Here is a 21,303-nt window from a genome sequence, read left to right on the forward strand (position 1 = left end):
ATCTCCCCTTATGATTTCACTTGCATGATCTCCAGCACACGCGGCAGAATGCCTTTGAAGTATGCAAAGGCAATGCCGTAATTCGTGATCGGCACACCTTGGGCACCGGAATCCGCCAGCCTTGTCATCAGCTGCTTGCGGTTAAATATACAGCCGCCGCAATGTACAACCAGCTTATAGCCCGACAAATCTGCCGGGAAATCCGGGCCGACACTCGCTGTAATCTCCAGGCCGCCGCCAGCAGTCTCCTGCAGCTTCTTTTTTACCAGATCGCGGTCAATTTCACCGTTATGCGGATGATGGATACAGGCTTCGGACAGCAGTACCTTATCGCCCGGCTTCAGCGTAGAAATCGCTTCTGCGCCTTTTACGAAGGTGGTCAGATCCCCCTTAAATCGTGCCATCAGAATCGCAAAGGTAGTCAGCGGAACATTGGCCGGCAGAATCTCGTTTACACTGTCGTACACCTGGGAGTCCGTAATGACCAGATCGGGCATGCCCTTCAGATTCATCAGCAGCGTAGGCAGCTCCACCTCTGTAACGGACAGAGCCATCACATGGTGATCGAGCAGATCCCGCAGAATCTGCTGCTGGGAAGCCACCAGCCTGTATTTGGGTGCCGGAATCGTATCCGGCATGACCATTACGACGACTTCCCCCGGATGGACCAGATCGCCAAGGATGGTAGGCCGTTCAAATTCGGCAGGGGCAAATTCGCGGATCGCATGGCGCAGGCTGCCAAAGTTGATGTTTCTGCGGGAGCTGACCTTGACGAAGGGGATGTTCAGCGCGCTTTTCAACTGGTCGAGATCCACATAATGATCATCCACCTTGGCAATTATGCCGATGACCGGAATGTGGCGCTTGGCAAGCTCCTGATACCACTCCTTCTCCAGCTTATAATCATCCTCCTCACCGGAGAAAATCAGGAGGCTGAGATCGGTCAAATCCATAACCTCGCGGGTCTTCTGTACCCGGAAAGGTTCAGTATCTTTATCTTCATCAATGCCTGCGGTATCAATAATGATGACGGAGCCGATTTTGGGCAGCTCATAAGCCTGAAACACCGGTTCAGTCGTTGTGCCCGGCTGATCGCCGACCACCTGATAAGGGATGCCGGTCAGCGCATTAATCAGACTGGACTTCCCGGAGTTGCGCCGGCCGAAGACTGCGATGTGCATCTTGCCCGGCTGCGGTGTAGTTTGCATGGCCAATCTCTCCTTATGGGTCTATTAAAAGCGCAGATCCCGTTCCCCGTTCTCCAGCCGCTGCAGCCGTTCCCTGGTGATTTTGCGTGCAGCTTCCTTGGGTATGTCTTCAAGCCCTTTACGGATGATTTCTTCACCCAGGGCCCGGGTTTCAGCATCCGCGTAATCCAGCAGATACTCCTTGAAGGTCAAAAGCGAATTCGGCTGGCATACGTTATGGATCTGCCCCGATTTGGCCAGCCGCATAAACCGGTCGCCGGTACGCCCTTCCCGGTAACAGGCTGTGCAATAGCTGGGAACATAACCGTCCCTGCATAGCCCGCGGATAATTTCTTCCGGAGAACGGTGGTCGCCCACCTCGAATTGCGGTTTTTCTTTTGAAAAGCCTGCCGTGCCCTGTTTCGCTTCCATATATCCGCCGACCCCGGTGCTTGATCCGGCGCTGACCTGGGAAATGCCGAGCTGGATGACTTCATCCCGGAATGCCGGCTCCTCCCGTGTGGACAAAATCATCCCCGCATAGGGAACCGCCAGCCGCAGGACGGCAACCAGCTGCTTGAACTCGTCATCCTTAACCAGGTATGGATACGTTTTCAGACTTACATTCGCCGCTTCCCGCAGCCGCGGGACGGAGACGGTATGCGGGCCTACACCGAAACGTTCTTCCAGATGCTCTGCATGCATCAGCATGGCCACTGTATCGTATTTGTAGTCATACAATCCGTACAATACACCTACACCAACGTCATCAATTCCGCCGAGCTGTGCCCGGTCCATCGCGGTGGTATGCCAGTCATAGTCGTGTTTGGGCCCGTTCGGATGAAGCCCAGCATAAGTCGGCCTGTGATAGGTCTCCTGAAAAAGAATGTAAGTCCCGATCTCAGCATCCCTCAGCTTCCGGTAATCCTCGACTGAAGTTGCGGCAATGTTGATATTGACCCGGCGGATGCTGCCGTTATCCACTTTGACGGAATAGACCGTTCTGATGGCATCAACCACATAATCAATATCACATTGGATAGGATCTTCTCCCGCTTCGATCACCAGCCGTTTGTGACCCAGTTCCTGCAGTACCCGGACTTCATCCGCCAGTTCTTCTTTGCCCAGCTTCCGCCGCACAAAATCCTGATTCGAGTGCTTGTAGCCGCAATATTCGCAGTTATTGACACAGTAGTTGCTGATATACAGCGGTGCAAACAGGACGATGCGGTTGCCGTAGATTTTCTCCTTAATGACTTTTGCTGACTTGTAAATGTCCTGCAGTATATCCTCATCCATGACCTCCAGCAGCACTGCCGCTTCCCGGTGGCTTAACCCCTTGCAGGCTCTCGCTTTATCTAAAATTGACTGGACTACGCTCCTGTTCCCGGCCATCCGCCTGGCTTCCTGCAGGCTGGCTGTAATCTCCGCGTCGTCGATGAAGTCCGCCGGTTCCCAATCCTTGCGCAAATGTGCCATCCTCCTTAATCATCTAATTACTTAATACTTCGTCCGCGCCGTATAATGCGTGTGCAGCAGCTCATGGGCCAGATGGCTGTTCGGCTCGCCAAGGAACTCATCGTAGAGCTGCTTGATGAACGGATTATGATGGGATTTGCGGACGGTCTGGGCTTCATCCTCGGAATAAATCGCTTTGGCGCGCAGCGCTTTGACATCCAGCCGGCTGCTGTCCGCAGCGCTTAGAATCGGCTGGCCTCCGCCTGTAATGCAGCCGCCGGCACAGGCCATGACTTCCATGAAGTCATAGCTTTTCTCCCCTCGCTGCATCGCCTCCATTAATTTACGGGCATTGCCGAGCCCGTGGACAACAGCTGTCCGGATCTTGCGGCCGTCCGGAAGCTCGACCGTATTCTCCTTAATGCCATCCATACCGCGAACAACGGTATATTCAATCGTATCGAGCGGCTGGCCGGAGACCAGCTCATAAACAGTACGCAGAGCCGCTTCGGACACCCCGCCTGTCGCTCCGAAGATTGTACCGGCTCCAGAGCCTACACCGATCGGGTTATCGAATTCCTCATCCTTCAGATTAACAAAATCAATCCCGGCCTCCTTAATCATCGCGGCCAGCTCGCGGGTTGTAAGCACCCAGTCCACATCCTGCATATCTTTATTGGACAGCTCATCACGTGCGCCTTCAAACTTCTTGGCCGTGCAGGGCATGATGGAGACAACGGTTATCTTCTGCGGATCTATGCCAAGCTTGCCGGCAAAATAGGATTTAACCATCGCCCCTTCCATCTCATGCGGCGACTTGCAGGTAGACAGATTATCGAGCATATCTGGAAAGTTATGCTCCATGAACTTCACCCAGCCCGGGCAGCAGGAAGTCATCAAAGGGAGCTTCTGTCCGCTGGACAGCCGGGAGAGCAGCTCGGTGCCCTCCTCCATGATCGTCAGATCCGCCCCGAAGACGGTATCGAACACTTTGTCGAAGCCGAGCCGGCGCAGCGCGGCAACCATTTTGCCGGTTGTGCGGGTACCGACACGCAGGCCGAATTCTTCGCCAAGAGCTACCCTTACTGCAGGGGCCGTCTGCACAACGACATACTGGTCCGGGTCAGCGATGGCATCCCATACATCGCGGATATTCTCATGCTCGGTCAAAGCGCCAACCGGACAGGCCATAATACATTGGCCGCAGTTGACACAGGTAGATTCCGCCAGCGGACGGCCGAAGGCTGTAGAGATGACGGTGTCAAAGCCCCGCTTGGCAAAGCCGATAGCACCAACGGTCTGAACCGTCCCGCAGGCACCGACACAGCGGCCGCAAAGGATACATTTAGAGGCATCGCGTACAATTGCCGGAGACGAATAATCCTTTTCCCGGCTGGAATGCTCACCGGTATATGTCACTTTGCGGATGTTAAGCGAATTCGAAACACTCTGCAGCTCGCAATTGTCGCCGCGTGAGCAGCTGAGGCATTCCCGGTCATGATCGGAGAGCAGCAGCTGGGCCGATGTCCTCCGGGCATCGCGGACCTTCTTCGTATTCGTCTGAATCTTCATGCCTTCCTCGGCGATCAGCGTACAGGAGGCGATAAGCCGCGGTCCGACCTCGACCACACAGACACGGCAGCTGGAGGAATGATTAACTCCCTGCAGATAACAAAGAGAAGGAATATTTATACCTTGATCCCGGGCGGCTTCAAGCACCGTGGTGCCTTTGACGATTTCCGTCTCGATCCCGTCGATCATGATTTTGACCGTGTTCAAGCTGATCACTCCTATCGTCAGACTATCGCTACCGCCTTGAACTTGCATACATCGAAGCAGACGCCGCACTTGATGCAGGCCGCCTTATCAATCACATATGGCTCCTTCATCTTGCCGGAAATCGCGTCGCTCGGGCATTTCCGGGCACATAGGCTGCAGCCGCGGCACAGCTCGGCATCAATCTTATAGGAGATCAGCGCTTTGCAGACACCGGCCGGGCATTTGCTGTCCGTTATGTGAGCGAGATATTCCTCACGGAAATATTTTAAAGTCGACAGTACCGGGTTCGGAGCCGTCTGCCCCAGCGCACACAGGGATGCGTTCTTGATCTGCAGGGACAGCTGCTCCATATGTTCAAGATCCTCAAGCGTGCCTTTGCCGGAAGTGATTTTATCCAGCATCTCCAGCAAACGTTTGGTCCCGATCCTGCACGGGGTACATTTTCCGCACGATTCATCCCTGGTGAAATCTAGGTAAAAACGGGCGACATCGACCATGCAGGTATCCTCATCCATAATGATCATTCCGCCCGAGCCCATCATCGAGCCGAGGCTGGTCAGGGTATCGAAATCAATCGTGCAATCCAGATGCTCCTCGGTCAGACAGCCGCCGGACGGGCCGCCGGTCTGGACGGCTTTGAATTTTTTGCCGCCGGGAATACCGCCGCCGATCTCAAAGATAACCTCTCGCAGGGTGATGCCCATCGGTACCTCGACCAAGCCGGTGTTCACCACCTTGCCGCCAAGCGCGAACACTTTGGTACCTTTGGACTTTTCAGTACCAATTGCGGCATACCACTCTGCCCCGTTCAGAATAATCTGGCCGATGTTGGCAAGCGTCTCCACATTGTTGATAATGGTCGGCTGGCCCCACAGCCCTTCAACGGCGGGGAACGGCGGCTTCGGTGTCGGCATTCCCCGGTGCCCTTCTACCGAGTGGATCAGCGCGGTTTCTTCCCCGCAGACAAACGCGCCTGCACCAAGACGCACCTCAATGTTGAAAGCAAATCCCGTCCCGAAAATATCATCGCCCAGCAAGCCATATTCCCTGGCCTGATCCAGCGCTTTCGAGAACCGCTGGACCGCAATCGGATATTCTGCCCGCACATAGATGAATCCCTGGTTCGCACCTATGGCATATCCGGCTATTGCCATTGCCTCAATAACAGAATGCGGATTGCCCTCCAGAATCGAACGGTCCATAAATGCACCCGGATCGCCCTCATCGGCATTGCAGATCACATACTTCTGCGGCTTGTTCTGTCTGGCAGCGAACTCCCACTTCAGTCCCGTCAGGAAGCCGCCGCCGCCCCGGCCGCGCAGGCCGGACCTTTTTACAGTGTCAATGACCTGCTCGGCGCTCATCGTTGTAAGCACTTGGGCAAGCGCACGGTAGCCGTCACTCGCAATATACTCATCTATCACTTCAGGGTCGATCACACCGCAGTTGTGCAGCGCAATCCGTACCTGTTTTTTGTAGAAATCCGTTTCTTCAAAGCTCAGCAGCTCATCGCCCTGGCGGGTTTTCTCATAAATCTTCTTGTCATACGGCTTGCCGTTCACCAAATGCTGCTCGACCAGCGCCGGAATATCCTTGACCTCCACCCGGCTGTAAAAAATCCCCTCAGGATAGACGATCACAACCGGGCCCAGCTCACACAGCCCAAAACAGCCGGTGCGGACGATCTCCACCTGAGTCTGGATGCCTCGGCCGGCGACTTCCTGCTCCAGCGCAGCGATTATTTTATTCGAATCCGATGATGTGCAGCCAGTGCCGCCGCATACCATTACTGATCTGAACGAAACCGATTCTCCTGATGCACCGCTAATCCTACGGTTATCCAGCCGTCCCTGGGTAAGCGTGCGGATGGCATCAAGATCCGTTAACAGCTTCATGCCGATACCTCCCGTTAACAATTTGCGTGTACTGGCGGGAACTAATTAACTTCTTTAAGCATTTTAGGCACGGCGTTCGGCGTCAGGCGTCCATGCACCTTTTCCCCGATGGTCAGTACAGGAGCCAGCCCGCAGGCTCCGAGACAGCGCGTCGCTTCCAGCGTGAATTTATTGTCCTCTGTCGTTCCCTGAACCGGAACCTTCAGCTCTGTGCTGAGCCGGTCCAGAATGCCCTGAGCCCCCTTGATGTAACAGGCGGTGCCCATGCAGACATGGATAACATGCTCCCCTTTGGGAGTAAGCGAAAAGAAATGATAGAACGACGCAACGCCGTAGATTTCACTCATGGGCAAATCAAGCTCTGCCGACACCACCTGAAGCACAGGCTCGGGCAAAAACCCGTACACATCCTGAATCTCATGCAATATAGGAATTAATGCACCCTTCATCTGCTTGAACTGGTCGATGGCCAGCTTGATCTGCTCCAGCTTCCGGTCGGCTTCGGCAATGGTGCTATTGCTGCAAGGTTGATGTTGTTCCACTCAGACGGCTCCCTTCCATCCCGATTTAGAGCAGCTCATGCTCATGTCTTAGCTTCAGGCGGCTCCAGCGGCGTTCAATTTCATTTTCAAAATCTTGCAGCAGCTCCGCGTCCTTCACCAGGTGCTTTGTTTTGCCCATACGCTTCAGCCAGTCGACGGCAGGAATGCGTTTTCCTTTATCCTCAGGATTATAAGTAATGCGGGTGATGCCCTGTTCAATCTCATACAGCGGGAAAAAGCAGGAATCCACCGCCGCCTTCACCAGCTCATTGCCCTGATCATCCGGCGTTTTCCAGTTGAGCGGACAGGCGCACAGTATTTTTCCGTAGGCGGTTCCGACGTTGTTGGCGTACCACTGGGCTTTGGCCGCTTTTTGCAGCAGGTCCTGGGGATTGCTCTCCGCTCCGGTGAACACATATGGGATGTTGCAGGCAGCGAGAATTTGGGCGGTATCCTTGTGATGGCCTTTTTTGCCTTTTTGGGCTACGCCGACGCCTGAAGTGCTGGTCATGTGACCCACCGGTGTACTGTAGGACAGCTGCGATCCGGTATTCATATAGCCTTCGTTGTCATATTCCAGAATGATCATTCTGTGATTGCGCAGAGCCGCACCAACGGTGGCCCCCATCCCGATATCCATGCCGCCGTCCCCGGAGACCATGACAAAGGTGACATCATCAGCAACCTGGATCTCTCCGCGCCGCTTCAGTTCATAGAACGCATCCACCATACCGGCCAGCGTTGCTGCCCCGTTCTGGAACAGATTGTGTACGAAGGTCTGCTTATGCGAGGAATACGGATAGCTTGCAGTAACCACATAAGCGCAGCCGGTCTGGAAGAGCACCACCATATCCCCTTCGATTCCTTTAAAAAAGAGCTCCAGCGCAGACAGCGCACCGCAGCCGGGACACGCACCATGTCCGGGAGCGAGCCGGTGCGGCTTCACGGTCAATTGCCGCAGTGGCGGCAGCTTCACCTTAAGCAGTCCGGTGTCTTCACTCTGGGTGACCTGAATCAGACCTGTTTTGTAGGCATTCCCGTGCAGCGGCTCCATTACGGGGGCTAGAGCATCCTTTTCCTCACCCGGATAGTATCCATAGTAGTCAAAAGGCTTCTCTGCATAGCCCTTTGCGGCCGCATCGATTGCCAGCTGGAAAAAAGCTGCTGCATCATCGGCATAAAAATCCTTGCCGCCCAGTCCAAAGATACGGGAGAGGACAATCGTGCTGTTATCGGGATCAACCTGCAGCGCGGAGCGGATTTCATGGGTGAGATTCCCGCCTTGGGCACCGTAGGAATCGGCCCGTTCACCCACAAGCAGTGCTTTGACGTTCTTAAGTGCGCCGCGCAGCTGTTCTGCCGGGAACGGACGGATGATGTTTGGCCGGATCAGGCCAGCCTTAATGCCTTGGGCACGCAGCTGGTCAACGGTATCCTTCGCTGTCTCTCCGGCGGAATTCAGCAGGAATACAGCGTATTCAGCATCATCCATCCGGTACAGATCGAGCGCCTTGTATTCCCGGCCGGACAGCAGCGCATAATCTCTGGCAACCTCACTGTACACACCGCCAGCTTTCTCCAGGGCTTCAGACAGCTGATAATGGTTGTTCAGCAGATCATCGCCGCCCATGTGAGCCCCGATCGTTACCGGACGGGACGGATCAGACACATTCGGATAGCTGTGATTCGGGTTCGGTCCGACAAAGCCCTGAACGACGCTATTATCCTTAAAATATTTCACCTTGCGCTTCTGATGTGAGGTGAAAAAGCCGTCATACGCCACAATAACCGGCAGCCGTACCTCTGAGTGCTCGGCGATTCGCAGCGCCATAATGTTCATGTCATAGACCGCCTGCGGTGTACTTGCCGTCAGAATAACCCAGCCGGTGTTCAGGCCGTAGTACAGGTCGGAGTGGTCGCCGCGGATATCCAGCGGTCCGCTGACCGCACGAGTTACAAGGTTGAGCACCATCGGAAACCGGGTTCCCGACTGGGTGGGCAGCTGCTCCAGCATGTAGAGGAAGCCTTGTGAGCTGGTGGCGTTAATCACCCGTGCACCCGCCATCGCTGCCCCATAGCAGATTCCCGCGGAGCCATGCTCCCCGTCAGCAGCAACAAGCTGGATGTCATGCTGCCCGCGGGCTTTCATCTGGTCGAGATATTGGGCAACCTCGGTCGAGGGGGTAATCGGAAAATAGCCCATCATATGATAGTTAATTTGCGCAGCAGCGGTTGCCGCCATTTCATTGCCGGATTCAAAGCAGGTGACCTGCTCAGCCGGCACCGCTTCAGATAATTGATTTTCACTAACAGCCATTGGTCGGTTCCTCCCTCTTCAATTAACAGAACACTTGGGCAACACGGTGCTTTTCGGCATATCCCGGCTCTTCACGCAAGCTGGTCAGCGCATCGGTCGGGCATGCCTCAATGCATTTTAGGCAGCCCTTGCAGTACTGGTAATCAATGCCCTTCAATACCTGCTGCATGCGCCCGCGTTTATCGGCTTCCGCTTCCCACACGAAGCAGTAATCCGGGCAGACATTATCGCAGGCTGCGCAGCTGATGCATTTCTCAGTATGGAACTCCGGCAGCAGTCCGGCCCGTGAGCCGCCCAGATCCTTCAATATACTGTTGCCCTGTGCCGAAATTACGCCGCCGGGCAGCTGTGTTTGATATCCAAGCAGCGATTGCACCCGCTTAAAGGGCTTGATCTGTGAGCCCTCCGGCACCTCATAGGTTCTGAACTGCACCTCATTGTAGCCCCGGTCGAACGTGCGGAGATTGGGCTCCACGAGCTGCGGGTACTTTTTCTCAAAGGTCCGGCGGATAACGGTACGCATTGCTTCAGGATCAAGGAAATCACAGATACGGAACATGGCGCCGAGCATCGCGGTATTTATCTTGGTCTTCTCCTCCACTGCAATGCCCATCGCATCGATCAGCGCCACGGTACCGGATTCAACAGCAAGACTGGCCCGGACCTCATCAAAGCCGCGGGTGGTATTAACCAGAATCACCCCGTCCGGCTGCAGGCCGCTGGCTACATTCACGATCTTGTACAGTGCTTCATGAAAAACAGCAATCAGATGCGGCTGCTCAATCGGGCTGTGATCCCGGATCTCAATCTCCGGATCACAAAAACGGACAAAGGTTTTAACAGGCGAGCCCTTCTTCTCTGAACCGTAAGACGAGAAATTGGCGGCATTAAAGCCCAGCTCCAGCGCTCCGGTCTCGGCCAGCATTTTGCCGGCCAGATTGGCGCCAAGCCCGCCGATGGATTCCAGGCGGATTTCATAAAAGCCGAGTGCATTTTTCTTGGTCAAGGTAGACAACTGATTTCCTCCTTCGTTGTGACGGTAAGCTCATATTTCAAATTTAGAATGAACTGATCATATATCCTGGGATTGACCGTGACTCCAGAGAATGTTTGGACTTCCGGCCGCTGTTGTCTGCAGATTTCATGATTTAACCGCTGTTCGCGGTAGAAATCCGCAGACAGCATATGCTTCCGTAGCGAGCTTTTCTGCGAAAAGCTTTCAGACGGTCGCTATCGCTCCTCCAGTTCCAAAATTCCCCTCCGCCACTCTTCCCTTAATATAAGTTTTCAAATTCATTCTAAGTAGTGAAAATATTCACTTACTGTTTTATAGTTGTGCCTTATACCTGCAGTGATCCCCCCGGCTGAATTCCATCCGGTAGCCGGAGACGGCGATCCGCATTTCAAGGCAGCTGCGGCAATGCTCCGGTTCATCACCCATGCAGATTTTTTGCTCATACAGGGCGTATTTGCTGCGGATCTGCAGCGGTGACAGGATGGGCATGACGACATTTGCACCTGCCTGGATTGCTTTTTCCCGGCCGGACGGGTCCAATGTGCCCATTGCAGTTGTTGCAGGCATTAGGGCTTCCGGCACCATAAGTCTGGCCATCGCGATCATTACCAGCGTGTCTTCCACCGTCCCGCCGGCCGCTTGTTTAAGCGGTGTAGCGCTGTGCGGGATAAACGGGCCGATGCCGATCATCTCGGGCTGGAATTCTTTAAGAAACAACAGATCCTCGGCAAGGTGCCGGTGTGTCTGGCCGGGAAGCCCGACCATGAAGCCTGCCCCCACCTGATAGCCGATCTCCCGGAGGATGCGCAGGCAGTCCATGCGGTGATCGAACGACATGCCCGGATGCAGGGATTCATAGAACAGACGTGAAGCAGTCTCGTGGCGCAGCAGATAACGGTCGGCTCCAGCATCATACAATGCACGGTAGAAAACCTCACTACGCTCACCAAGCGATAATGTTATCGCCGCATCCGGAAAACGCAGCTTCAGCTTCCGGACAATAGAGGTCATTGCCTGCTCAGAATAATGGATGTCCTCTCCGCTCTGCAGCACGAACGACCGGTAGCCCAACTCATAGCCTTCCGCCGCACATTCGATAATCTCGTCCTCCGTGAGCCGGTAACGCTCCGCACTGGAATTGGAGCGGCGCAGTCCGCAGTACAGGCAGTCCCGCCTGCAGAAGCTGGAAAATTCAATCAATCCGCGAGCGTAAACGCTTACACTATAATGCTGCTTTCGGATTTCTGACGCCCGGCTGTAAAGCTGCTGCTTCAGATCAGGAGTCAGATGCCCGAGAAACCAGACGATCTCTTCCTCAGTTAATTCATGCTGTTCAGCTAATTTGTTAAGCAATGCTTCCATTGTTCAGTGGCCTCCGTCCTTGCGGCAGGCTTAAGCCCTAGCGGAATACTGTGCCTCTTGATTTCCTAAAATAATTTACTCGCTAAGAATACTCTAGACTATGCCGCAGCAGGTGCTTAAATGCCGGGTTTTGTCTGCAAGTTATGATCTTTTTGGGAATTGTTGAAAAGTGTATGCATAACGGGTATGCCGACAGGGTTTGTCGGAGATGTGTCATTCTCAGTCCAATTGAGAATCGTGGCGGATTGCCTCTACTAATATAGAGCACACCTAACCTAAAAAAACCGTAACCTCTGCTGAAGTGCAGGGATCACGGTTTAGCTCTGTAATAAATTTAAATAGCCGTCATCGTATTGGTCAGAATGCCGAGCTTTTCAATCTCAACCGTTACAACATCGCCAGCCTGCAGATATACCTGCTTCTCCGGTGGATACCCGAGAACTACACCCTCTGGTGTGCCAGTGAGAATGATGTCTCCCGGCTCCAGTGTCATATGCTGTGAGGCATAGCTGATGATTTCATCGCAGTGGAAGATCATATCCGACGTGTTGGATGATTGCCGCACCTCACCGTTCACACTGCACGATATCCGGAGTTTGTTCGGCTCTCGTACTTCATCTGCTGTGACCAGATATGGCCCCACAGGGGCAAACTTGTCACAGGTTTTGCCAAGCAGCCACTGCTGGGTCTTGAACTGCAGATCGCGGGCAGAGAGGTCGTTCGCGCAGCAATAGCCGAAAACGTAATTCAAAGCCTCTTCTTTGCTGACGTTGCTGGCTGTCCGGCCGATAACAATCGCCAGCTCTGCCTCATAGTCTACTTGCTGTGTCACTGCGGGCAGCGGCACCTCCTCCTGATGTCCGGCAAGGGCATTATTAAATTTGCTGAAAAGAATCGGGGTCTGCGGGATCGCCGATCCAGTCTCTACCGCATGCTTGCGGTAGTTGAGGCCGACACAGAGGATTTTAGCCGGTTGGGTCACTGCTGGCCCAAAGGTGAGTCCGGCTTCATCAAGCAGCAAATGGCTGTTGTCCGGGTTACCGGTAGCGAAACCGGCAAGGTTAAGCAGCTTATCGAGAACAGCATCTCCGCCTGAAATGGCCTGGTGGATATTTAGGCCCGCTAATTCCGCCTGACCGCTCGCCGTTGCAGCACCGGCAACGTCTACAACCCCCGCATCCGTATGTATACCAAGCCGGTAACCGCCATCCTGCACATAATTGAGCAGCTTCATCGTAATCTCTCCTCTCAGCATAGTGAAATTCCGCTTGCTTTTACTAGAATATCACATCCTCAGACATGTAACAGCACAATCTGGAACCAAAAGCCTTGGCCGTTCAACGCCGCATGATTTGAAGAATCCTCTGGGAAAATCAACCGTTTACAATGCCCTTTAGCTTGCGCTGGTGATACAGGTCCAGCAGCGCGCTTCTGGATTCACCCGGCTTACGCTCCCCCGGTGAGCAAAGCAGAATGTGATATCCGCCTGCTGCATCCCTACAAGCAGATGCATAAACAGCGGATGCCTAGTGTCCCCGATTGCAGCCAGCGTCATGCTGCACGCCTGGGCATCGACATGATAGTTCAGCTCTGCAATCGCGTGTAGCACCGCCTCCCGGGTCTGGGCGTTTACCCCGATGCCCGGTGTATCATTCAGCACAGCGGATACAACGCTGCGGGATACGCCCGCCAGCCTGGCTACGCCACCAGTTTGGCTACATCGTGGCTGGCCACTCTTTTTTTGCTCAATTCAGCACCTCGGCAAAGGTATAACACGTGTTAATAGATGTGCATTGACCATTTATGGGGCTAGAGGAATGCACATAGAGGCGGCGAACCAGCAGTCTAAGTGCCTAAGATGAGATCAAAGGGAAAAATCCCTTTGATTCAGCTCTTTCACCCCATGATGATCCTCACTAATGGGAAAAATCCCACTATTTCAGCACTTTCACCCCAAACTAAGCCTCATTAATGGGAAAAATCCCCTTATTCCAGCTCGGTCACCCCATACTGAGCCTCTTTAATGGGAAAAATCCCTTTATATCAGCATTTTCGCCCCAGGCAAGCCAATATAAAGGGACTTTTCCCTCTATGTCTCCAAGCAGATGTGCCTGCTCTAAATTATTGAGCTCCTCCAGCACTTACCCTGCCAACAAATATATATTTACTCCTCTGTCTTTCCATCCAACGCAGCTGTCTTTCTCTCCACCGCAGCTGTCTTTCTCTCCACCGCAGCTGTCCGCCGCTCCATCACCGGGTGCTCCGATAAAGCCAGCGGCTCTGCAAACTGTATGCCTGCAAAGATCCGGTCGCTTTGAAGCTGCTCCGCGGCTCTTTCAGCAGACATATCTGCTGCCAATTGTCCTGCGAGCTGCCCGTTCCCGTCCAGCAGCTCGCCCATCAGCTGCTCCCCGCTAATCCTGATCCGCAGCTCATTTCCGTCTGCCACAGGTATTTCCAGCAGCTCAAACGGCACGATATCGACTACGACAGCCAGCTCTACTCCCGCAAAGCGGTATACGTACAACTGCTCACCGCCAGAAGCAGCCGAGTAATCCATTTCAAGGCTTCCTTCCCCTGTCTTAACCCGAACCTGCACATCGCTCAGCTCCTGCGGCATCCGCGGAGCAAGCGTAATCTTCCCCATGATCAAATCGGGGCGGATACCCAGAAAATACTGATACCATACCCGCAGCTGCTCCGAGTTCGACCAGGCCTGCAGGTATGCACCGGTCAGCTTGGCGCGGCTTGCTCCCTCCTGCGGATAAGCATCCTGGTTTTCGCTGAGTCCGCCAACTACACCAAGCTCCAGCGCCTGCCGGTTCATATTGCTGAACAGCTCATAGGCCGTCTCCTCCTGCCCGGCTTCGATCATCCGCTGCATGGCAATGCCGTTCAGCCAGGTCCATACGGTACCGTTATGATAGGCTTCGTCCTTATGATACTGCTCCGTCAAATGAAACGGATGAAAGAACAGATGCCGCCGGTCCAGTGAGGCCGTGCCCCAGGGATAAACCAGCTCCTCCCAGGCTGTGCGGACAGCAGTATCCTTGAATTTCCGGTCATCGAACAGGTCAAAGGCAAACAGCTGATTCGGGCGCTGCGAGAATTCCGGCACGCCATCCTGATCCAGACGGTCAGCCAGATACGGATAGGCCGGATCACGGAAATCGGCAGCAAAATTCTTTTGTAACCTGTCAGCCACTCGTCCCCACCGCTCCGCTTTCTCCTGATCCTGCATATAGTCGGCAAAATAAACACCTGCCCGCAGCTGGCCGTACCACAACGCCTGAATATCATTGGCCCGGGTATCACGCGGAGAGTATGATTTCAGCTCAGCATCCCGCGCGTCCATCCACGTCTCATTATCATCATGAGTGAGGTAGCCCTTATCATCCACCCAATGCAGGATCGAGCCTTCGATACTGCTGCACACGGCCGGATACAGCTGTTCAATAAGCTCCGTGTCCCCGGAATATTTAACATAGTCCTGCAGCTGAATGATAAACCGCGGTGTGCCGTCGGTAGTGTGGTAATCGATGTTTTCAGGAGCCAGGATGTTCGGGACCCGCCCATAATATTTAGATTCAACATCCCTGTTCTGATATTCCGCAAAAGACAGCAGAATCTGCCTTGCCGTTTCGAACTGGCCGCTGACCAGCACTGCACCCGGTAGAGCAATGAACTGGTCACGCCCCCAATACTCGTTGAACCACGGCAGCCCGGCATAGATCCCCTCACCCTGCTGTCTGGTCACCAGCTGATCCATCGTCAGGCTGATCCAGTTCAAGGCTAGGGTCAGCTCCTTATTGCTGCTGCGCAGGTAGACATTATTCTGCAAAAATCCCTCCATACGCCGCACACGCTCTCCCTTTAAAGCAACAGCCTGCCACTCCGTATCCTCAATCAGCTTGACTGCTTCTTCAGCCGTCCGGGCACAAGCTATGAAAAAGCCTCCGGCCGCAGCCGTTGTCAGAAAGACCCCGTCCTTTTCACTAACCGGCTGATCTTTTCCGGGACGCAGGGCAACGATCCAATCCCCCTCCATCGCTTTGAACCATGCAGTGTTTCCTTCGAGCTTCAGATATTCCAGCGCTTCTCCCTTTAAGGAGATGCCTATCTCAGCACTAGCCCCTGTAACAATGACCTCCAGTACATTCCGGTAATCGAACAGCCACAGCTCCTCAGTCAATTTGTCATGAGTACGGACCATAGAATACGGACTGACCGTGACTTCAGCCAGTTCATTATCGAGCAACTGCTCGTCTGCATATAAGGTGTATCCGCCGAAAATCCGGTTTTTCGCCACATTCATCCCCTCAAAATAAGCATGCTCCGGATGATCATTCAGATGAGATTGCGTGTAATAATAGGCGGCTTCTTTATTGGTAAAAGAGACGGCCCGGTTGTCCTCACGGCTGACCCTTATCTTCATTTGCTCCAAAAGCTCTGGTACATTATCGACTGTCATAACATCTGCCTCCAACTGATATTCAACCTGTCTACTCTTCGCCTGCCAGCAACAGGAACGAATAAGGCTCCATGCGGATTTCCGAAGCGGTTGCCAGCTCCAGTCCGTTATACAAATCTCTTAAGCTCCGGTTTTGCAGCTGATCAGGCAGCTTAACAACAGCAGCATCGGCCGAGTTGTGAAGCAGCACGTACAGGGCAGCGCCGCCGGCGGATTTTTTATAAACCACTGTTTCTTCACTTTCCCCGGCAGACAGCCATTCCAGATCAATTTCCCTGAAAAGCGGGTTCTGCCGCCGGAGTCCGATCAGTCTGCGTACGGTATCATACAGATCAGGATTTTGCTCCTCCGGCTTCCACGGCATACACTGCCGGTTATGATGCTCATCGCCGCTTAGGCCGACTTCGCCGCCGTAGTAAATACTCGGAGAACCGCCGTACGTCAGCAGAAAAACATAAGTCAGCTTGACCAGCTCCGTGTTGTCTCCGCAAAAATGCAGAATCCGCGCCGTATCATGGCTGTCCAGCGGATTGAACATATTGCGGGCTACATGCTTGGGATAGCTGACGAGCAGCTGGTTAATGGCATACTTGAAATCCTGGGCAGAATACTGATCTTCCGCCTGGAGTGTGGTTCCGAAGAAACGGGTAACCGGCCAGGTAAATTCATAATTCATCACCGCATCGAACTGGTCGCCCTGAAGCCACGGATTGGAGTAGAGCCAGTTTTCCCCGAGGATATAGATATCACTGCGGATGGCCTTGATTCTTTTGCGGAATTCCCTCCAGAAATCATGGGATACCTCATTAGCCACATCGAGCCTCCAGCCGTCAATGTGATAACGCTCCGTCCAGTAGACGGCTGCACTGATCAGATATTCGCGCGCTGCCGGATTTCCGGTATTCCATTTGGGCATCATCTCTGTATAGGCAAACGTGCGGTAATTCAGGTGCTCCCCGAAATAATAGCCTTCCCTGGCGGCCAGCTCTGTGTCCGGAACAATCTCCTTATCTCCATCCAGTATATAAAAATAGTCATAATATGGTGAACGTCTGCCATTCTGCAGCACATCCTGCCAGAACGGATGCTCATAACCGCAGTGATTGAACACCGCATCCAGCATCACGCGAATGCCCCTCTTGTGCGCTTCTTTTACCATTGTACCGAAAGCCTCATTGTCGCCGAAGCTCGGATCAATCTTGAAATAATCCCTTGTATCATACTTGTGGGAGCTCGGTGAATCAAACAGCGGGGTAAAGTAGATTCCGGTGCAGCCGAGATCGCGGATATAGTCAAGCTTTTCGCTGATTCCCTGCAGATTACCGCCGAACTTTTTACCATTGCCGTCAAGCTGGTCACTGCCCCATTCCAGAATTTCTTCAGAAGGAGCAGCAGTGGCACTTCGGTTGAACCGGTCGGGAAAAATCTGATACCATACCGTATCCGGAACCCATTCCGGCGCTGCGTACAGGTCTTCCTCCAAAATGTATGGATAATTATAGTAGTTCGTATAGTCCTTAGGCGGAGCCCAGTCCCGTTCAAGCGTCGTAAAACGCTGGCAGCCTGCGAAGCAGCACTCAATGCCGTCATCCAGCACAAAAGCATATTTAATTCTTCTCCAGTTAAACCCGGTAAGCTCGGCAAACCAGCAGTCATGATAACGGGTTACATATTCCTTTTTCATCTCAACCCGCTGCATCATATCAACGGCAAATTCATAGACATGCGAATCCTTGGACACCGGCTTCCAGTTGAACGGGTCCATCGCCAGTACAGTGACTGACTTCAAGTCATCTTTTTTGGTTCTGATGCGGATATGCAGGGTTTCAGTGTCGTAGGCGTACGAGAATGGCCCTTTAGGCTCATGATAAAAGGATGCTAAATCCATGCGGCACACTCCTTAAAAGGGAATTATAACTTAACTTATACGTTTAAGTGATGTAAGTATATCGCTCACTCAAAGAGTCTGTCAATCAGCTTTCTGTTCTAGGAAAATAAAGTATAGACTCGAGTCATAAATCTAACAATGTTTTGAATTGGAGAATCGTCAGCAGTTGCACAATAAGTTTTAGACTAGTCCATTAAATGAAGCAGCGGCAGAACAAGACTTGATAAATAAAGTCTTAGACTGCCGCTTGTTGTTCAACTAACGTTTCCCGTTAGTTGAACAAGCACGCTTTCTTTTATTACAGAACTTCTTCGTACTGCGCAACTTCTAAGGTCAAATTAGTAAAAATATCCACTTCCAAATATGATAGGATAATAAAGAACACTAAATGTATTCTGGTATTGGAGGATGACTAGAAAATGATTCAATCGATTGTACATATCGCTTTGGTCGTCAAAGATTATGATGAAGCGATAGAATTCTATACGAAAGTTTTGAACTTTACATTAGTTGAAGATATTTATCAACCTGAGCAAGATAAAAGATGGGTAGTCGTTTCCCCTCCTGGTTCAGTCGGTACTACAATCTTACTTGCTAGAGCTTCAAAACCTGAACAAGAGCCATTTGTTGGCAACCAAGCTGGTGGTCGAGTATTCTTATTTCTAAACACCGACAACTTTTGGAGAGATTATAATGAAATGATTTCCAGGGGGGTAGAATTCGTTAGAGAACCCAAAGAGCAATCTTACGGAATAGTAGCTGTATTTAAAGATTTGTACGGAAATTTGTGGGACCTTCTGGAAATGAATGAAGATCATCCAATTGCCAAACGAGTTAAGTAATTCTTCAAGAGTCAATCGTCAGTTCAATAAACCAACAGTAGTCAAGGACTTTCCAGTTTTAGATGAATGTTGGTTTTATATTGAAATCCTCAAAACGGACTCTCTTGGAATTCGTTAGTGAACAGTTTGCGTCAAATGCGACATAAAATCTCCACTTATCTTGTTAACTAAATATCCTGCCCTTTAATTGAACAAAAGCAGCCGATCACATGGATCAGCTACTTTCTTGGTATTATTGAGCTATCGTTTCCCCTGTCTTCACCTCGCCCTCTCCAAATGACTCAGGAAGAATTGCTGGAACGCGCGAGAAAACAAACTAAATTAGGTCGTCATTTAGAAGAACTTAGATTAAAAAACAATTTGTCTTATAGAAGAGCTGAAGAGTTAACTGATATTAGTCATTCCTATATTCGAAATGTGGAGAACGGTATTGATCCGCGAACTAAAAAAGCAATCTACCCTACTCCGGATATTCTTGAAAAATTCGCTATTGCTTACAATGTCTCTTTAGAATCTTTACTCGAAGCAGCCAATATCATTGAACATGAGCCGCTCCATGATGAGATGGACGTACAAGTAAAAGAAGAGCGTGATAAGCTTTTTCGCATACGGCTTACAAATCTTATTGAGCAGTCTGGACTCTCCATCTCCGAAATCACTAGAAAAACAGAGATCCCCTTAGAGCGAATTAACGACTTAGAAAATGGAACTTTCGAGCCAAAAGTTGAAGAAATCCAAATCCCTTTGAGATTGCTGAACGAGAGGGAATTATGATACTTAATCTGGACTTGCCCGACTCGATCTCAGGAGTTTCTGTCCACCGCGCATCGAATCGTTACATACTACTTAATCTATTTCTGAAGGAGATACACGAATAATTATTTCCTATAGACTCGGGGTACCTCTATTTCTTCTGGGTTTCTATGAACATCCTTTGCTTGGCAAATACAAGCTGATCTTCGCTTTCCGGGGGGGAATCCCGTGAGCGGCGCGTCGCCCTCATGTCCGGACTCGTATTTATAATGATAAGACCCGAAGCCGATGATGCTCGGCCCCCACATCTTCGCTTCATACCCTGTCGTTTCCGTAAAAAGATCAAGCAGCTGGAAAGCGTCATCGCGTTTGCTCGGATGATCGATATTCTCAATAAACTCCAGCACACTGATGTTCGTTTCGGTTGACTTCTGCTTGTACACCGTCATGTCCCCTCCTTGCGTTATAAGTCTACAGCCCTTTTACGAAAAAAACTTCTCCGATCTCCCCCTCATTGATCCCGCGTGCCCGTTGTTCTCTCCCAACCGTTTCGGCAGAAAAGTCCTATGACCAAAGTCCGTGCGCAGCCAGCAAAAAAAGGGTCACGCCTGCCCCATTACCTCAGCGAGCAGCTCATACATCCGGCATTTATGTCCAAAATCCGGCGATACCGTAGCCAGCATAATCTCATCGGCATTGTACCGGTCCGCCAGCCGGACCAGCTGGCGCTTCATCCGTTCCGGGTCGCCGACAAGCATCCGTCCGCGTCCGGCCGCCATGATCTGCCGCTGCTCCGGCGTATACCCTCTGGCAGCGACAGTCTCGATGGACGGAACCCTCAGCAGTCCGCCGCCTTCCCGGATGTTCAGCAGATAATCGTCGAACACGCCGGCCAGCATCTCCGCCTGCTCGTCCGTCTCCCCGCAGACAGCAAAAGCGGTCACCAGCACCTGCGGTTTCCCGCCGGGAGCTGCAGGAACAAATTGCTCCCGGTATGCCTTCACGGCCTCCGGTCCCCCTTGCCCGTTGATGAAATGGCCGAACGCAAGGCCCATCCCGTGCCGCGCGGCAGATTCAGCGCTGCCGGAGCTGGAGCCCAGCAGCCATAAGTCCGGCGGCTCCGCGGGTAACGGCCTTGGCAAGGGCTGACCGCCGGAGCGGTTGACATATCCGGCCAGCCGGGCAATCTGATCCGGATAGTGCCGGAACGAGCCGCTGCGCCCATCCAGCAGCACTCGCGATACATCCGCCGGGCCTCCGGTAGAGCGGCCAATGCCGAGGTCGATCCTCCCCGGATAAAGTGCGGCCAGCACCGCGAAGCTTTCGGCCACCTTGAACGGGCTGTGCATCGGCAGCATGACGCCGCCGGATCCGGTCCGGATCCGGCCGGTGCCGGCAGCAATAGCCCCTGCGAGAATTTCCGGCGCAGAGCCTGCCAGCACATCGTTGCCGTGATGCTCTGATACCCAATACCGGTGATACCCCCACCCCTCCGCAAGCCGGGCCAGCCGGACGGAATGGGCCAAAGCCTGTTCGGGAGTCTCCCCGTCGGCAATTTCCGAATAATCCAGGATCGACAACCTCATCTATAATACCTCCTATGACAACAGGCGCCTTCTTTCCGACGCGCCGGTGCTCATTGATTTTCTTCATTCCTATTTAGTTTAACCATGTTATACCCAGGCGTCCAACTGGAAGTCTAACACTTTATTTTCCAATTTAGAACTTTATTTTCTTTTGACACTTTCTCCGTAGCAGTGTCCGTGTCACCCCCGCTACCTTGCCAATCCAATT

At 52.6% G+C, this 21,303-nt stretch carries 15 protein-coding genes and 1 pseudogene; 2 read left to right on the plus strand and 14 right to left on the minus strand.

Going from position 1 to position 21,303, the window contains the following annotated elements; genetic code table 11:
• Positions 1-8: 8 nt before the first annotated feature.
• The 12 genes from hydF to M2108_RS02675 all read right to left on the minus strand — a co-directional run bounded on the left by hydF (position 9) and on the right by M2108_RS02675 (position 17,914).
• On the minus strand, positions 9-1,208 hold the full coding sequence (gene hydF, locus M2108_RS02620) for a [FeFe] hydrogenase H-cluster maturation GTPase HydF (RefSeq protein WP_277467436.1): 1,200 nt from the start codon (positions 1,206-1,208) through the stop codon (positions 9-11).
• A 24-nt stretch (positions 1,209-1,232) separates the two neighbouring features.
• Positions 1,233-2,657: a [FeFe] hydrogenase H-cluster radical SAM maturase HydG gene (hydG, locus tag M2108_RS02625; RefSeq protein WP_481857202.1), complete on the minus strand. Its 1,425-nt coding sequence runs from the start codon at positions 2,655-2,657 to the stop codon at positions 1,233-1,235.
• 30 nt (positions 2,658-2,687) lie between these two features.
• Positions 2,688-4,424 carry an NADH-dependent [FeFe] hydrogenase, group A6 gene (locus M2108_RS02630; protein WP_280767941.1) on the minus strand — a complete coding sequence of 579 codons (1,737 nt, stop codon included), beginning with the start codon at positions 4,422-4,424 and terminating at the stop codon, positions 2,688-2,690.
• A gap of 17 nt (positions 4,425-4,441) precedes the next feature.
• Positions 4,442-6,319 carry an NADH-quinone oxidoreductase subunit NuoF gene (gene nuoF / locus M2108_RS02635; RefSeq protein WP_277467434.1) on the minus strand — a complete coding sequence of 626 codons (1,878 nt, stop codon included), beginning with the start codon at positions 6,317-6,319 and terminating at the stop codon, positions 4,442-4,444.
• A 41-nt stretch (positions 6,320-6,360) separates the two neighbouring features.
• Positions 6,361-6,861 carry an NADH-quinone oxidoreductase subunit NuoE gene (gene nuoE, locus M2108_RS02640; protein WP_277467433.1) on the minus strand — a complete coding sequence of 167 codons (501 nt, stop codon included), beginning with the start codon at positions 6,859-6,861 and terminating at the stop codon, positions 6,361-6,363.
• A 25-nt stretch (positions 6,862-6,886) separates the two neighbouring features.
• On the minus strand, positions 6,887-9,178 hold the full coding sequence (locus M2108_RS02645) for a thiamine pyrophosphate-dependent enzyme (RefSeq protein WP_277467432.1): 2,292 nt from the start codon (positions 9,176-9,178) through the stop codon (positions 6,887-6,889).
• A 22-nt stretch (positions 9,179-9,200) separates the two neighbouring features.
• The gene (locus M2108_RS02650; RefSeq protein WP_277467431.1) at positions 9,201-10,193 is read right to left on the minus strand and encodes a 2-oxoacid:acceptor oxidoreductase family protein; all 993 of its coding nucleotides are present in this window, start codon (positions 10,191-10,193) and stop codon (positions 9,201-9,203) included.
• Positions 10,194-10,505: 312 nt separating this feature from the next.
• A complete protein-coding gene (hydE, locus tag M2108_RS02655; RefSeq protein ID WP_277467429.1) occupies positions 10,506-11,555 on the minus strand; it encodes a [FeFe] hydrogenase H-cluster radical SAM maturase HydE in 1,050 nt (349 codons plus the stop codon).
• 334 nt (positions 11,556-11,889) lie between these two features.
• Positions 11,890-12,789, minus strand: coding sequence for a fumarylacetoacetate hydrolase family protein (locus tag M2108_RS02660; protein ID WP_277467427.1), 900 nt, complete (start codon positions 12,787-12,789; stop codon positions 11,890-11,892).
• A 159-nt stretch (positions 12,790-12,948) separates the two neighbouring features.
• Positions 12,949-13,215 carry a hypothetical protein gene (locus M2108_RS02665; RefSeq protein ID WP_277467426.1) on the minus strand — a complete coding sequence of 89 codons (267 nt, stop codon included), beginning with the start codon at positions 13,213-13,215 and terminating at the stop codon, positions 12,949-12,951.
• 504 nt (positions 13,216-13,719) lie between these two features.
• The gene (locus tag M2108_RS02670) at positions 13,720-16,026 is read right to left on the minus strand and encodes an amylo-alpha-1,6-glucosidase (RefSeq protein ID WP_277467425.1); all 2,307 of its coding nucleotides are present in this window, start codon (positions 16,024-16,026) and stop codon (positions 13,720-13,722) included.
• A 31-nt stretch (positions 16,027-16,057) separates the two neighbouring features.
• A complete protein-coding gene (locus M2108_RS02675) occupies positions 16,058-17,914 on the minus strand; it encodes a glycoside hydrolase family 13 protein (RefSeq protein WP_277467424.1) in 1,857 nt (618 codons plus the stop codon).
• A gap of 419 nt (positions 17,915-18,333) precedes the next feature.
• Here M2108_RS02675 and M2108_RS02680 point away from each other — a divergent pair, with 419 nt between their 5' ends.
• Entirely contained in the window at positions 18,334-18,756 is a 423-nt protein-coding gene (locus tag M2108_RS02680) for a VOC family protein (protein WP_277467423.1), read from the plus strand.
• A 291-nt stretch (positions 18,757-19,047) separates the two neighbouring features.
• The gene (locus M2108_RS02685; RefSeq protein ID WP_280776855.1) at positions 19,048-19,530 is read left to right on the plus strand and encodes a helix-turn-helix domain-containing protein; all 483 of its coding nucleotides are present in this window, start codon (positions 19,048-19,050) and stop codon (positions 19,528-19,530) included.
• 171 nt (positions 19,531-19,701) lie between these two features.
• Here M2108_RS02685 and M2108_RS02690 read toward each other — a convergent pair.
• Positions 19,702-19,958, minus strand: a pseudogene (locus M2108_RS02690) (DUF1801 domain-containing protein); the annotation flags it as partial.
• 153 nt (positions 19,959-20,111) lie between these two features.
• Positions 20,112-21,095: an LLM class flavin-dependent oxidoreductase gene (locus tag M2108_RS02695; protein ID WP_277467421.1), complete on the minus strand. Its 984-nt coding sequence runs from the start codon at positions 21,093-21,095 to the stop codon at positions 20,112-20,114.
• Positions 21,096-21,303: the final 208 nt, after the last annotated feature.

Origin of the sequence: Paenibacillus sp. PastM-3 (genome assembly GCF_029893965.1) — a bacterium.
In the GTDB taxonomy this organism is placed as follows: domain Bacteria; phylum Bacillota; class Bacilli; order Paenibacillales; family Paenibacillaceae; genus Paenibacillus_AQ.

What these genes read in the sequence shown, in the direction of transcription:
- hydF (WP_277467436.1), bottom strand. Translation starts at nt 1,208, where the DNA reads ATGCAAACTACACCGCAGCCGGGCAAGATGCACATCGCAGTCTTCGGC.
- nuoF (WP_277467434.1), bottom strand. Translation starts at nt 6,319, where the DNA reads ATGAAGCTGTTAACGGATCTTGATGCCATCCGCACGCTTACCCAGGGA.
- M2108_RS02645 (WP_277467432.1), bottom strand. Translation starts at nt 9,178, where the DNA reads ATGGCTGTTAGTGAAAATCAATTATCTGAAGCGGTGCCGGCTGAGCAG.
- hydE (WP_277467429.1), bottom strand. Translation starts at nt 11,555, where the DNA reads ATGGAAGCATTGCTTAACAAATTAGCTGAACAGCATGAATTAACTGAG.
- M2108_RS02660 (WP_277467427.1), bottom strand. Translation starts at nt 12,789, where the DNA reads ATGAAGCTGCTCAATTATGTGCAGGATGGCGGTTACCGGCTTGGTATA.
- M2108_RS02670 (WP_277467425.1), bottom strand. Translation starts at nt 16,026, where the DNA reads ATGACAGTCGATAATGTACCAGAGCTTTTGGAGCAAATGAAGATAAGG.
- M2108_RS02675 (WP_277467424.1), bottom strand. Translation starts at nt 17,914, where the DNA reads ATGGATTTAGCATCCTTTTATCATGAGCCTAAAGGGCCATTCTCGTAC.
- M2108_RS02680 (WP_277467423.1), top strand. Translation starts at nt 18,334, where the DNA reads ATGATTCAATCGATTGTACATATCGCTTTGGTCGTCAAAGATTATGAT.
- M2108_RS02695 (WP_277467421.1), bottom strand. Translation starts at nt 21,095, where the DNA reads ATGAGGTTGTCGATCCTGGATTATTCGGAAATTGCCGACGGGGAGACT.